Source organism: Pontibacter pamirensis (genome assembly GCF_010015475.1).
GTDB classification, from domain to species: Bacteria; Bacteroidota; Bacteroidia; order Cytophagales; family Hymenobacteraceae; genus Pontibacter; species Pontibacter pamirensis.
In genome coordinates, this window is sequence record NZ_SSNI01000011.1 from 171,328 (window position 1) to 185,497 (window position 14,170).

The following is a 14,170-nucleotide window of genomic DNA, read 5'->3' on the forward strand; positions in this document are numbered from 1 at the left end:
AACTTAGTATATAAAGATACACCACAGCCATTCCACGTGAAAAACATATTTAAAACTATATTGGCGGCAGGCCTGCTCTTGACCGGCCAGGCAATGGCACAGGACGTGAAGCCAAGCTTAGACGCTGCACCAACACCTGATGTTTCAGCCGCCCCTGCTATTAGAGAAGCATCTACTGCTCCAATGGCAGACGCAACCGCTGATGAGAAGCCAGCCTGGACAGGCCCGCGATTGAGCTATAGCCTCTCGACAGGCGCCAGCTTTAGCAGCGGCCTCGGCAATGCCCAGTTCGTTACGCCCTCTGTACGCTACCACCTAAATAACCGCTTCCGGGTAAATGCCAGCATGACGTACATGAACGTATCATCTTACAATACACCTGCTTTTACACCGGAAGGAACTACTGTGATGTACCGCAACAACGGCGGCAGCCATTATATAGCCAGCGTAGGCGTAGATTACCTTGCCAGCGACAGGCTTGTTCTGAGCGGCAACATCTGGAAAGATTTTTCTAACCTGCCGGCGCAGAACCTAAATTATGGCCTGTATAGCCCCGGCCGCATGGGCGCTGACTTTCAGGCAACGTATAAAATCACTGAGAATTTCTCTGTATCAGGCGGCCTTCGCTACAGAGAAGGCGGTTCTCCTTTTGGCAGCCCGTTCTATGACCCAGGCTTCGGCCCTTACAACCGGACCGGATTTGGGTATTAACTGAAATTTGTTAACACAGCAGAAAGCGCTTCTCCGTTTACCGGAGAAGCGCTTTTTAATTGATGCGGGTGCATGTTTCTTACCCTGCCATACTTTGCCCTATACTCACTGGTTACTTTGACAGCACTACACGCTTAGTTATGGACTTACCTTTGAAAGTCATGCGGCATAAGTATACGCCCGTACTATACCTCTCTCCGTTGAACGTATAAGCATAATTGACTCCGGCCTCTGCCTTGCCATTGTGCAGTGTCTCCAGCAGCTTGCCATGCAGGGTGAAAACCTCCACCACTACCTTCTCCTCGGCCTGATCAAGTGTGAACTCAACTGTCAGATTACTGGAGAATGGGTTAGGGTAAACCTGCAGCGGATCTGCAAACGCTTCCCCGAAAGCTTCCTCAGAATTTAAAACATAAGTAGTCATGCCTGTGCTTTCAGCTGCCAAATCACTCCACCCACGCTTTTTCCAAAGATACTTCCATAGGTAATCCCGCAGGTAATCCCACAGCCAGTCTCCGACAAACGGTCCACCTGTCACCTCAAAGCTTTGTTCTTCCTCAGCGGCACTGTAGTTCTCATTGCCACTCTGGAAGGCTCTAACTGTCACTGTGCCGGTACCTGTCAGCGTAACCGTGCTACCCGAGACAGTGGCAGGACCAGAGACAACCTCAAAGCTCACCGGAAGGCCTGAAGAGGCGGTAGCGTCCAGTTCCAAAGGTGAGTCTGCTAACGTTTTGTCAGGAATATGGGCGAAACTAATCGTTTGACTCGCCTTGGCTACTTCAAAGCTTTGGTCCACATCAGGAGCGGGACTATAGTTCTCATTGCCAGACTGAGAGGCTCTGACAGTAACAGTGCCAGTACTAGTAAAGGTGAGTTGGTCCTCTGAAAGGGTAGCAGGCCCTGACAGCACACTGAAAGTAACAGGCAAACCAGAGGAGGCTGTAGCCTCCAGCGTAATCGGGTCGTCTGCCAGTGTTTTATTCCCGATGGCGTTAAAGGTGATGGTCTGGTCCTTGACTTCGTTTGCCAGCGTTACGTCAAAAGAGGCAAAGCTGGACCTGGGCATTTCACCTACCATGGTAAACTGACCACCAGCGTAGAGGGTGTTGGAAGCTGGGTTATAATGCAGGGCATGCACAACATCGTTGAATTGCGGATTTGTCCCCAGAGGCTCCCCGGTAGCAGCATCCAGCATGGCAAAGTAGTTGGCCTCCCGCTCTCCCGCTCTTGTAAACTGACCTCCTGCAAAAACATACCCCTGCTCCCTGGTAAGGGTCAGTACCGTGTTGTTCAGTTCCGGATTCCAATCAGTCGCCTGCCCATTGGCCATGTGCAGGGAGGCAATATGGCTACGCGGCTGCCCGCCAATCTGAGAAAAGGACCCACCAGCATAGATAAGTGACTCGTCAATGGCCAGCGAATGCACCGTGCTGTCGGCGGAGGGGTCCCAGGAAGTAAGTTCTCCGTTAGACTTATCAAGGGCTGCAATATGACTGCGCTCCTGCCCGTCAATCTCCGTGAAAGCACCACCGGCATATACCGTCGTTTCACTCACAGCAAGCGCATGTACGGCATTGTTGGGTGTAAGCCTCCAGGTAACTGCGCCAGAGTTTCGCTCAAGAGCAGCAAGGTACTTCTCCCGCCAGGGGTGAGAAACCCAGCCGCCGATATAAACAGTAGAGGCATCTACTGCCAGAGCATAAACAACACTATTATTTATCAAGCGGGGAGCCCAGGAGGTATTTTCCCCTGTAAACCGGTTTACAGCACCGACAGCCCCGCGTCGCTCGCCATTAAGCTGGATAAAGCCTCCTCCCACATAGAGGATCGATCCGCTGACAACCAAAACCTCCACACGACCGCTTATTTGTGGGTTCCAGGGCAGTACTTCTCCTGTACTGGCTTTGAAGGCTGCAAGGTTGCGATGTTCCCGAACCTGTAAAAAGTCAAACCTGCCGCCGACAAGCACTTCGTCGCTGTCTACAACCACCGCGTGCACCGGTCCGTTCGGTTTAGGCGCCCAGCCGGTGACCTGGCCTGTGGAGGCATCCAGCGCCGCAAGGTAAGGCTGCTCTTCTCCCCCTATCTGAGTGAACTCACCGCCAACGTAGAGCGTAGAGCCGGCCATGGTCATGCTATGCACCGTACCATTGGCCTGTGGGTCCCAAGTGGCCTGACCCGTAGAGGCATCCAACGCCGCCAGATGCATCCGCTCTTCTCCCCCTATCCGGGTGAACCTGCCCGCCGCGTAGAGGGTGGAGCCGGAAAGAAGCAGTTCTTGCACCCATTCGTTGGGCTGCGGGTTGAATTCCGTGACCTCACCGGAAGACAGGTCCAAGGCCACCAGCCGCTGCCGCTGCCGGTCCTTCAGAAAATCGAAGTTGCCGCCGACCAGCACTTCTTCCCCGCTCACAACCACCGCGTGCACCGGTCCGTCAGGGGCGGGAACCCAGTCGTTGGTCTGGCCTGTGGAGACATCCAGCGCCGCAAGGTAAGGCTGCTCTTCTCCCCCGACTTCGGTGAACTCGCCGCCCACATAGAGCGTAGAGCCGGACAGGGCCATGCTATTCACTGTTCCGTTAGGCTGCGGGCTCCAAGCAGTGGCCTGACCTGTGGAGGCATCCAAAGCCGCCAGATGCATCCGCTCTTCTCCCCCTATCCGGGTGAACCTGCCCGCCGCGTAGAGGGTGGAGCCGGAAAGAAGCAGCTCTTGCACCGCTTCGTCGGGCTGCGGGTTGAATCCGGTGACCTCCCCGGAAGACAGGTCCAAGGCCACCAGCCGCTGTCGCTGTCGGTCCTTCAGAAAATCAAAGTTGCCGCCGACCAGCACTTCATCATCGCCGTTCACGGCAACCACCTGCACTGGTCTGTCAGGGGCGGGAGCCCAGTCGGTTGCCTGGCCCGTGGAGGTGCTCACCGCCCCCAGATGCAACCGCCCGGCTCCCCCTATTTGGGTGAACTCGCCCCCAAGGTAGAGCGTCGAGCCGGAAAGGTCTATATCCTGCACTATACCGTTAGGCTGCGGGTTCCAACCGGTGGCCTGTCCCGTGGAAACGTCCAGCGCCGCCAGGTAAGGCCGGGGCTCTCCGCCTATCCGGCTAAACTTGCCCGCCGCATAGAGGGTGGAGCCGGAGAGTATCACTTTATACACTTCGCTGTTAGGCGAAGGCTCAAAGCTGGTGGGCTGACCGGTAGACAGGCTTAAAGCCGCAAGATAGCGTATACGTTCATCCCCAATAAAGTGGAAGGAGCCCCCGGTATATACTACTCCGGCGCCCAGTGCCAGGGTATAAATCTCTCCGTCAGGGGCAGGAGCCCAGTCGGTTGCCTGGCCCGTGGAGGCGCTCACCGCCCCCAGATACTTCCGTTCTTCTCCTCCGACCTGTGTGAATTCACCCCCAAGATAGAGCGTTGACCCAGACAGGGCCATGTCATGCACGACACTGTTTGGCTGCGGGTTCCAATTGGTGGGCTCGCCCGTGGAGGCATCCAGCGCCGCCAGGTTTTGCCGGGCCTGGTCCCTGATTTGCATGAAGCGGCCACCCACGTAGAGCGTGGAGCCTGAGAGGGCCAACTTGTACACTATGCTGTTAGGATCCAGGTCCGTTTCAGGACCTGGATTGGGGTCGGGGTTCAGAAAGGGACTGAGGTTAGGGTCAAAGCTTGTATCGAGGCTGCCGTCGGAGAGCACATGAGCCAGGTGATAACGGACTTGCCCATCTAACCTGTAGCTGAATGAGCCGCCAATGTACCACCCCCCGCTCCCGTCCGCAACGGCCGTATGCACTGTGCCTGTTACCTCCCGGAAATTAGACATTGTGTTTGTTACCTGCAGAAAGTCCCGATCCGGAACATCTGAGCTGGTGGTGAGTTTGGCAGCGGCTCCTGTAAAGTAGCCTACCTGGGTGAAATCTCCCCCTGCATAGAGCGTGCTGCCGTCGGTGGCGATGCTGCGCACCGGGCTACTGAAGTCAAGGGTACGGGTGGCCTCCCCTGTGGAGGTGCTCAGCGGGGCGAAGTAGCGCTGCTCTATTCCCCCTATTTGAGTGAACTCGCCGCCCACATAAAGCGTCGTACCCGCCAGGTCTATATCCTGCACTATCCCGTTAGGCTGCGGGTTCCAGCTGGTGGCCTGGCCTGTGGAGGCGTCCAGCGCCGCCAGGTAAGGCCGGGGCTCCCCGCCAATCTGGGTAAACTCGCCCGCCGCATAGAGGGTGGAGCCGGAAAGCAGCAGCTTCTGCACAGGTCTGTCCGGTGCCGGGTTAAAACTGGCGTCAATGGTACCGTCAGAGAGCACATGAGCCAGGAACCTACGAAACTGCCCATCAACCTGGTAGCTGAATGAGCCGCCAATGTACCAGCCCCCATTCCCATCCGCAACAGCTGTATACACTGTGCCTGATACCTGCGGGAAGTCCCGGTCCGGAACATCAGAGCTGGTAGTGAGTTTGGCGGCGGCTCCTATCAAATAACCTATCTGGGTGAAATCCCCCCCTGCATAGAGCGTGCTGCCGTCGGTGGCGATGCTGTGCACCGGGCCGCCGAAGTCAAGGGTTCGGGTGGGTTTCCCTGTAGAGGTGCTCAGCGGGGCGAAGAAGCGCTGCTCTATTCCCCCTATTTGAGTGAAGTTTCCGCCAATGTAGAGTGTGGAGCCGGAAAGCGCCATGTCATACAGTGTGCCGTCGGGTTGCGGGTTCCAATTGGTGGCCTGGCCTGTGGAGGCATCCAGCGCCGCCAGCGAAGATCGCGGCTCTCCGCCAATCTGGTCGAAAGTGCCCAGCGCGTAAAGCGTGGAACCAGAGAGTATCAGTTTCTGCACAGGCCTGTCCGGTGCCGGGTTAAAACTGGGGTCGATGGTTCCGTCAGAGAGTATGTGAGCCAGGTGATGACGGGTCTGTCCTTCTAATGAGTAGCTGAAATTTCCGCCGATGTACCAGCCCCCGCTCCCGTCCGAAACAGCCGTATACACTGTGCCATTTACCTGCGGGAAATCCCGATCCGGAACATCAGAACTGGTGGTGAGTTTGGCGGCGGCTCCTGTTTTCAAGCCGACTTCAGAAAATTCGCCGCCTATGTAAACTGTGTCTCCAGACTGCACAATAGTGTTTACGGTGCCATCTGTTTCAATAATCTTTGGCTGAAGGGTTTGTCCGTAGCTATAAGTGATGCTCACCATCAGAAACAGCCACAAGAAAGGTATATTTTTTTTCATCGTTATAGAACTATAATGTTTGAAGTGAAGGAAAAGGCATCAGCATACACAGCAGCGGAAAGAGTTACTGCTTGGCAAACCGATATTGTTGCCATTCATCTATTGTTACAACACCATGTGGTAGGTTATGATGAGTCAAAGATTAAGCTCTCCTGCTTTATCAATTTGAGAATTTGATTTCTGCTTCTAAACCACATGCGCATTTTAACTAACTTATAACTGGTAGGTGCTGTGTTAGCAGAACGCTAAGGTAGAGGTGCACCTGTGACCGGGGTTTCCATTGTAGAGAGCAGGGCATTAGCACCCTGCCTCTCTGGCTAATAAGCAGGAGCGTTAAATTTGAAGATGCTCTACTGCTGTGGAAAACTATTAAGCTTTAAATCAGCTTAAAGCTCCTGTGTGTAGGGTGAGTGGTGCAGGCAAAAGCCTGGGAAATAAGGTTTTGCTTCATTCAGAAGAGGAGTTAAAGGCTGCTTATGAAACAAAAGACCTGTTTTACTCCTCCAATGCCAGCGTTAGTAAGAGTACTATACATATAGATACATACCATGTAAACTTTTTGTTGGTTAATTTGTACATATTTTATAAAATAAATTCATAATTATCTGAGAATATCTAACTGCTGTACAAGGAGTTGACGTGAAAGGTAATATAGCAGGTTAAGCAGCTGCAGTTTTACGGGTTTGGCTTGTAAATATTTGGCGTACAGGATATATTTCCAAATTCCACCTATCATAAATAATGGTTTTTTGGTGAATAAATAACCATGCTTTTATGATAAGCAAGTGCAGTTTTAAATGCTTCGCCTTGTCTCCCCAACCTTAGCAGGCGTTCCTCTGTTATAATAACAGGACAAAAAGAGAATGACCTTGCAGCACAACAACCGCATACGCCACATCAGAAACGAGCGCCTTGAAACGATTAAGAAGGACTACCGGGGCAACAAAACAATCAAGGGCCGCTTTGCCAATGGGGAGGAGGTTTATTATCCTGCATCCATTGATGTACTGCGCTGGCAGCTGAGTAAAAATCCGCAGCGCCTCGAGAAAAAGCGCGACAACTTTGTACCGCCAGTTCATAAGGGGTTTGAATTCGTTGAATCTGAAAAAGACATGGTGGTGTGGCTGGGACACGCTACCTTTTTTATTAGGTTGGGAGGCGTTTCTTTCTTAACAGATCCTGTTTTATACGATGTGCCACTGCTGCCGCGTAGAGCAGGGCTACCTTGCCCGCCGGAGCACCTGCGCAACATTGATTTCCTGCTCCTCTCACACGGGCACCGCGACCACCTCGACAAAAAATCTATTAAAACCGTTTTCGAGCACAACCCACAGCTAAAGGCGCTGGCACCGCTACGGGCCGGAGACATCCTACGTGGTATAAACCCGCACCTGCCCTACCAGGAAGCAGGCTGGTACCAAAAGTATGACTTGGTGCCCGGGGAGATAGAGGTATACTTTATGCCTGCCTCCCATTGGTACCGGCGCGGCTTGCTGGACATGAACAAGATGCTGTGGGGCAGCTTTGTTATCAAAACACCTACTCTTTGTTTATATTTTGCCGGAGATTCAGCCATGGGGCAACATTTTGAGGAGATAGAGGATCTGCTTGGGCCCATGGACGTATGCCTGATGCCGGTGGGCGCTTACAAGCCGGCCTTTCTGATGGCTAAAAGCCACATGAACCCCCATGAGGCTGTAAAGGCTTACAACCTCTTGCGCGGCGGCACCTTCATTCCGATGCACTACGGCACCTTCGACCTTTCAGATGAGCCACCAGGAGAACCCGTGCGCCTGCTGCAGCAGATTGCTGCCGGGGGGATGCTGCAGGGGCTGAAAATACCTGCCATAGGAGAACCAGTACTGCTACAGGAACTGCCTTAAAGGTTCGGGCCTTTAGGCTTTTCAGCTTCTGGGCCTACATAAAACAGGTGGTGCGCAACCAGTTTTTACCGGGTAATTTCATGCTGGCTCCGCTTCTCACTTTCCTTATCCGCTTTAACTTTGTTTTGTGAATTTAGTGTCGAACTTGACTTCAAAGTACTTAGATTAGATACTTTCCTAACTTTACTTGTCCAATGGCTATTTCATTCAAGCTTCTAAACTGGAATTGGCACAGTAATAGCTTTGGAAGGATTAAAATTTGACACCACACATAAACTATAACATGAAGAAAATAGTAGCAGCCTTTGCATTTGTCCTTTCTACAGGAGTTGCTTTTGGACAGAGTGTACAAACGGTACCGCAAAACTGGCACCTGCTGGACCAAGAGACCGATGGAGTTTACGGCATCAGCATTGAAAAGGCATACCAGGAACTACTACACAATAAACAGCCAGAACCTGTCTTAGTCGCTGTTATTGACAGTGGCATTGATACACTGCACGAAGACTTGCGATCTGTTTTGTGGCGGAACCGCCTTGAAGCCGCTGGCGGATCTTTAGACCCGGATAAAAACGGCTATGCCGGAGACATCTACGGCTGGAATTTCTTAGGTGCAGACAACCCTGACAAAAATGTAACAAAAGACTCCTACGAGAGTGAGCGGATTTACTTTAAGTACAAAGACAAGTTTGCAGGTGTAACTTCCGAAAAACAAGTTAAAAGAAAGGACCGAAACCTGTACCAGGTTTGGCTGAAAAGTAAGGCACACGCAACAGAGGTATCAGAAGCCGGCAAGGAGGTAGAGATGATGTACAGCCTACTTGAGATTTTGCCACGTGTAGATGCCTTCTTTACAAGTATTCTTCAAAAAGACACCTATACAGTACAGGATCTGGACTCGCTCAAAGCTGAAGATGCAAGAGTAGAGCAGGGAAAGATGATCTATGGGTTGGTCTTTGAAAGAGTGAAGCCGGGTGCAACCAACAAAGAGCTTCCTGTGCTGTTCCAGCAGTATGCAGACAGCCTGAAAACAAACCTGCAGGCTCCCCAGGCACCTCCAGCAGACTATCGTGGCATGGTGGTAGAAGACGACTACAGCAACTTTAAGGATCGCTACTATGGCAACAATAACATCATGGCCGGTGACCCATCGCACGGCACCCATGTGGCTGGCATTATAGGTGCTGCCAGAGGCAATGGTTTAGGTGTAGACGGTGTGGCCAGTGCAGTAAAGATCATGATGATCAGAGCGGTGCCTGATGGCGATGAGCATGATAAGGATATAGCTCTGGCTATTCGCTATGCGGTAGACAATGGTGCCAAGATTATTAATATGAGTTTCGGAAAGTCATTTTCCCCTGAACGGGAGTGGGTGGAAGATGCTATCAAGTATGCAGAGAAGAATGACGTACTCATCGTTCGGGCTGCAGGAAACGAGAGCAAAAACATAGATGTAGAACCTTATTTCCCAAACCCGCTATCCATCAAAGGAAACAAGAAAGCTCCAAATGTAATTACGGTTGGAGCCAATGGCCCTACGCAGCTTACTTTGATTGCACCTTTTTCTAACTATGGCAAAGACATAGTCGATGTGTTTGCACCAGGAGACAATATCTACTCTACTGTTCCGGGTGGCAACCAATATGCTCCTTTCAGCGGCACAAGTATGGCATCACCAGTTGTTGCTGGCCTGGCGGCAGTTATTAAATCGTATTACCCCCATTTATCAGCCACACAGATAAAGGATGTTATCGAAAGTTCTGTAACAAAGATAACTGAACCTGTAATCAACCCTGGCACTGGCGAAAGAGTAGCCATGTCGGAACTTAGCCGCACAGGAGGCATTGTGAATGCCTACGAAGCGATAAAGCTGGCAGGTACGCTGCAATAATCGAAGTCTTGCAAGCTTCACTGAAACGCGATACCGTCAGCAGACCGGGTTGTTGCATAAAAAAGTTGTTGCAAGGCCTGATATAAAATCTAAAAGAGAAAGGCAGGTGAATTGAATCACCTGCCTTTCTCTTTTTTGATATAACACTTTAATGCTGTTATTCAGGCGTCAGCACTTTACCTACAACGTGAATCACACCATTTTCGCTTAGGATATTGGCCTCTTCCACCTCGGCGCCATTTATAGCTACTGTGTTATTACGCTTTGTTACCTGCAACTGAGCGCCTCCCACCGTATTTAACATGGCTCCATCCTGCAGGTCGCTGGCAGTTAAGGCGCCGGCTACTACATGGTTGTTTACAACCTCTCTCAGGCGTGCCATGTTTTCAGGCTTCATCAGGTTTTCCAACTCATTTTCAGGAAGCGCCTCAAAAGCTTCATTAGAAGGTGCGAAAACGGTATAAGGGCCTGCACCGGCAAGCTGCTCCACAACACCGGCATGCCGTATAATGGAAGCAAATGTGGTGAGATAAATGCCTGAGGTAATATTTTCAGTAATCAACTGCGTCGGCATCATTTCATGTCCACCAATATTTGGGTCTGTTTCGCTCAGGCTTACCCCATCACCATCTGGCGAAACCGCATCCCGGGACGTGCTAGGCTCTACACCTCTGGAATATGCCTCTCTACGGGCATCGGCCTCAGTACTTTCTTCCTGTAGTTCATTCTGTTCGTGGTCATCCGGGCCACAGCTTAAAAGGGTGCAACTTAAGAGTAAGGAAAAACTGTATGTCAATATTCTGTTTCTTTTCATAGCGTTTATGTGCTGATTATGCTTTAAAATAATTCTGGTATGCCGGCTTTGTGCCAGCAAAGCCGAACGTTGTAAAACGACAGCCTTTAGCCTTATTAAACTATAAAATGAGTACTTTTGTTATCAACATTGTTTTACAGATAAAATACTAAACCATGAAAACTGCAGAAATACATACTGGTAAAGGTGTGATGAAAGTTGAGTTCTTTGAGAAAGATGCTCCTAAAACAGTACAAAACTTTGTAGATCTGGCCAAGAAAGGCTTTTATGATGGGCTTACATTCCACCGTGTTATTCCTGATTTCGTGATACAGGGCGGCTGTCCCAATTCACGCGAAGGCGCGAAAGGTGTACCTGGCACAGGCGGCCCTGGCTATAAAATTGACTGCGAACTGACAGGTGAAAACCAGTATCACGACCGCGGTATGCTGAGCATGGCACATGCCGGCCGCAACACAGGTGGCTCACAGTTCTTTATTGTGCACAGCCGTAAAAACACTGCCCACTTAGACCGCAACCATACCGTGTTTGGTAAAGTAGTGGAGGGCGATGAGGTAATTGACCAAATCAAGGCCAATGACAGAATCGAGAAGATAGTTGTGAACGAGGAATAGTCCTCTTCCTGGCTATCAACAAAACAAAAGAAGCCGCTCCGGGAGCGGCTTCTTTTGTTTTGTCCAAATATAATCAATGCACTTATAATAGTTGTAACAGTATCTTTCCCGCTTTAAACCCGCTACCTGAGTAATTTTACGTAGCTTTACCTAAGAGCTGTTCTGTGCCCAAAGGGATGATTCTGCATTACCTGTGCCGTCTTATCAGTAATAAGCTCCTTTAAAACATAATCATACTTTATAAGAAGAGCGTGCTGCCCTGCGCAGTTCCGAACAGAATTACGTATGAAAAAACTTGCTTTACACTGGCAAATCCTGATTGGCATGGCCCTGGGTGTTATTTGGGGAATGCTTGCCAGCTCGCTTGGCCTTGTAGACTTCACCACCGATTGGATTCAGCCCTTCGGAACCATCTTTATTAACCTTCTCAAATTAATTGCCGTGCCACTCGTACTGGTGTCGCTGATTACAGGTGTCTCCAGCCTCAGCGATGTGAGCAGGCTCTCCCGTATCGGCTCCAAAACAATCGGTATTTACCTGATGACTACCGTGGTGGCAGTGGTACTGGGCCTGGTGCTGGTGAATATTACAGAGCCTGGCAAAGCCTTTTCAGCTGAAAAGCGGGAAGAGTTTAACCAAGAGTTTGCTGCCACCACTACGCAGAAGTCCTCTGATGCCGCCGCCGTGGAGCAGCAGGGGCCACTGCAGCCGCTTGTAGACATTGTGCCGGACAATATTTTCGGTGCCCTCACTAACAACGGCGCCATGTTGCAGGTTATCTTCTTTGCGCTCTTGTTCGGCATCGCCCTTATTATGATTCCACCGGATAAAGCCGCACCAGTCAATGATTTTTTTGAGGGTGTTAATCTTGTTATCCTGAAGATCGTGGACCTCATCATGAAAACAGCCCCTTATGGCGTGTTTGCTCTTTTGGCCGGTTTGGTGGTAGAGTTCGCTGGTGATGATCCAGGGTCTGCAGTAGAACTGCTACTGGTGCTCGGTTACTACTGCCTGGTAGTGATTGTGGGTCTGGCCATTATGATATTTGCAGTTTATCCGCTATTGGCCGTGTTTGTTGGTAAAACAAAGTATAAAGACTTTTTCAAAGGTATATTCCCGGCGCAGATGCTGGCTTTCTCCACCTCCTCGAGCGCGGCCACGCTGCCTGTTACCATGGAGTGTGCTGAAAAGAACTTAGGTATAAATAGGGAGATAACGAGTTTCGTGCTGCCCCTGGGAGCCACTATCAACATGGATGGCACCAGCCTTTACCAGTCTGTAGCAGCTGTGTTTATTGCGCAGGCTTATGGTATTGAACTGGATATTATGGCGCAGCTCGGAATTGTGATGACCGCGACGCTGGCCTCTATTGGCGCTGCTGCGGTGCCAGGTGCCGGTACTGTAATGCTCGTGATTGTGCTGCAGCAGGCGGGTATACCCGTTGAAGGCATTGCCCTTATACTTGCCCCCGACCGTATTCTGGACATGTGCCGCACCACAGTAAATGTGACTGGCGATGCCACAGTATCGATGATGGTAGCCCGCACAGAAAACCAGTTGCACCCGCCTACAGAGACAGCAAAAGTATAGCATAGGAAGCCGCCCCGAGCAAGAAAGCCCAATAGCGGCTTTCCCGCTCTTCAGGCAACTCTTCCTTCAGCACATTCAGGATCACTCCCCCACCTATAAAAGCTGTCAGGATAATTACGGTGGTTTCAGAAACTCCTTGCAAGTAACCTACCGTCCAGCCAACTAGCAACGCCAGCACCAGCACCCACTGGCCATATTTTCTGTACTTATTTTTATGGTGCTCCTGCAGGGAGTAATCGTTCACCAGAAAGTGTAGGGCCATTGCTATGGTGAACAGCACAACCGATTGTGTAGGAGCCTCTTCCCGCTGAAACAGGATGTACCCTATTACGGCGTTGTAGAGTGCAAAGGAGCCGATGTGGACCCAGAAGACGCCTTTTGGGGCCTCTGTTTCGCGACTGTCTTTCTTTTTCTGCTCCCGTTTTGCCGAAACAACAGAGCGCTCCAGACCATAAAAAGTAGCCAGACCGATAAGTGCTACCAGGTATACATGGTGTTTTAAAAACTCCTCGGCCCAAAGTATATTTTCCTCCATATGCTCCTGCCCCTCCTGCAGTTCTGGAAACAAGTGCATAAAAACATAAGCTACGGATACGCCTCCTGCCCCTGATAACCAGACACTTCGAGGCAGACCTCCTAAGAAACGTAATCTGGTTCCTAAAAGGTGAATCAGCACCAACACTAGAATAGGCCACAATGAAACATGTCTCATATCTACAAACTACTATATTTTTAGAGTCAGGGTTGCTCCACTTTTCTCTGCTTTAGCCAGATCATTGAAAGTGTTTTAACATTAATTGTTTATCATTCTATAAGATGTCATATTTCAGCCAGTATGTTGTGGTGTTCCATCTGCTGCCAGACTACTGACAGTAAAAAAGCACAAAAACTACCCCTATGAAAACAAATTTTACAGTATGTGCCTTCAGCCTTATTCTTTTCTTCTTACACTCTCCCTTGCGGGCCCAAACGCAGGAAATACAGATTGATAACCCAAACAAGCTTGCCTTACATAGCATTGGAGCCACCTTTGGTTTTGGTGTTGCCGACATCAATGTAGATGCCTTAAACGCCCGCCTTCAAGCAGCAGGCATCGATCAGTTCTATGATCAGTTAAGTAATGGGACAAATTTAGCTTGAAGTATGTTTTTTCTTAGCTATGGGAAAGATACGAACAATAGAGTTAAGTGCGGCACATCGCCAGGAGTTGGAGCAGGGTTACCGCTCAGGCAAGAGCCACGCCTTTCGTCTGCGTTGCCATCTTGTGCTTCTGAAGAGCGAGGGCCGCACATCAGAGCAGGTGGCCCAGATAGTAAAGGTCAACCCGGTAACAGTAAACAACTGGCTTACCCGCTACCAGGCAGAAGGCATGGCAGGCCTGAAGACGAAGCCTGGCAGGGGGCGTAAACCGGTGTTTGAGCCAGCCCGTGACCTGGAGCAGGTGCGCAAAGC

General features: G+C 50.6%; 10 protein-coding genes. 7 read left to right on the top strand and 3 right to left on the bottom strand.

All coding sequences use genetic code 11. The features are described 5' to 3' along the window. The first annotated feature begins 36 nt into the window (after positions 1-36). Entirely contained in the window at positions 37-711 is a 675-nt protein-coding gene (locus E1919_RS11410; RefSeq protein ID WP_202915903.1) for a hypothetical protein, read from the top strand. Between the two features lie 112 nt (positions 712-823). On the opposite strand, the gene E1919_RS11415 is transcribed toward E1919_RS11410, so the two are convergent. Further along, positions 824-5,926: an outer membrane protein assembly factor BamB family protein gene (locus E1919_RS11415; RefSeq protein ID WP_162053529.1), complete on the bottom strand. Its 5,103-nt coding sequence runs from the start codon at positions 5,924-5,926 to the stop codon at positions 824-826. Between the two features lie 863 nt (positions 5,927-6,789). On the opposite strand from E1919_RS11415, the gene E1919_RS11420 reads away from it, so the two are divergent. Together E1919_RS11420 and E1919_RS11425 are read left to right on the top strand one after the other, a co-directional pair. Beyond that, entirely contained in the window at positions 6,790-7,809 is a 1,020-nt protein-coding gene (locus tag E1919_RS11420; protein ID WP_162053530.1) for an MBL fold metallo-hydrolase, read from the top strand. Positions 7,810-8,092: 283 nt separating this feature from the next. Continuing rightward, the gene (locus E1919_RS11425) at positions 8,093-9,700 is read left to right on the top strand and encodes a S8 family serine peptidase (protein ID WP_162053531.1); all 1,608 of its coding nucleotides are present in this window, start codon (positions 8,093-8,095) and stop codon (positions 9,698-9,700) included. Between the two features lie 157 nt (positions 9,701-9,857). On the opposite strand, the gene E1919_RS11430 is transcribed toward E1919_RS11425, so the two are convergent. Beyond that, positions 9,858-10,514 carry a fasciclin domain-containing protein gene (locus E1919_RS11430; RefSeq protein WP_162053532.1) on the bottom strand — a complete coding sequence of 219 codons (657 nt, stop codon included), beginning with the start codon at positions 10,512-10,514 and terminating at the stop codon, positions 9,858-9,860. A 155-nt stretch (positions 10,515-10,669) separates the two neighbouring features. On the opposite strand from E1919_RS11430, the gene E1919_RS11435 reads away from it, so the two are divergent. Next, a complete protein-coding gene (locus E1919_RS11435) occupies positions 10,670-11,128 on the top strand; it encodes a peptidylprolyl isomerase (RefSeq protein ID WP_162053533.1) in 459 nt (152 codons plus the stop codon). 285 nt (positions 11,129-11,413) lie between these two features. Next, on the top strand, positions 11,414-12,718 hold the full coding sequence (locus E1919_RS11440) for a dicarboxylate/amino acid:cation symporter (RefSeq protein ID WP_162053534.1): 1,305 nt from the start codon (positions 11,414-11,416) through the stop codon (positions 12,716-12,718). On the opposite strand, the gene E1919_RS11445 is transcribed toward E1919_RS11440, so the two are convergent. Beyond that, positions 12,696-13,292, bottom strand: coding sequence for a hypothetical protein (locus E1919_RS11445; protein WP_237144273.1), 597 nt, complete (start codon positions 13,290-13,292; stop codon positions 12,696-12,698). The genes E1919_RS11440 and E1919_RS11445 overlap by 23 nt on opposite strands. 323 nt (positions 13,293-13,615) lie before the next feature. On the opposite strand from E1919_RS11445, the gene E1919_RS11450 reads away from it, so the two are divergent. Together E1919_RS11450 and E1919_RS11455 are read left to right on the top strand one after the other, a co-directional pair. Next, a complete protein-coding gene (locus tag E1919_RS11450; RefSeq protein WP_162053536.1) occupies positions 13,616-13,858 on the top strand; it encodes a hypothetical protein in 243 nt (80 codons plus the stop codon). A 19-nt stretch (positions 13,859-13,877) separates the two neighbouring features. Continuing rightward, positions 13,878-14,170: helix-turn-helix domain-containing protein (locus tag E1919_RS11455; protein ID WP_162053537.1), on the top strand; the 293-nt coding region annotated here is incomplete at its 3' end.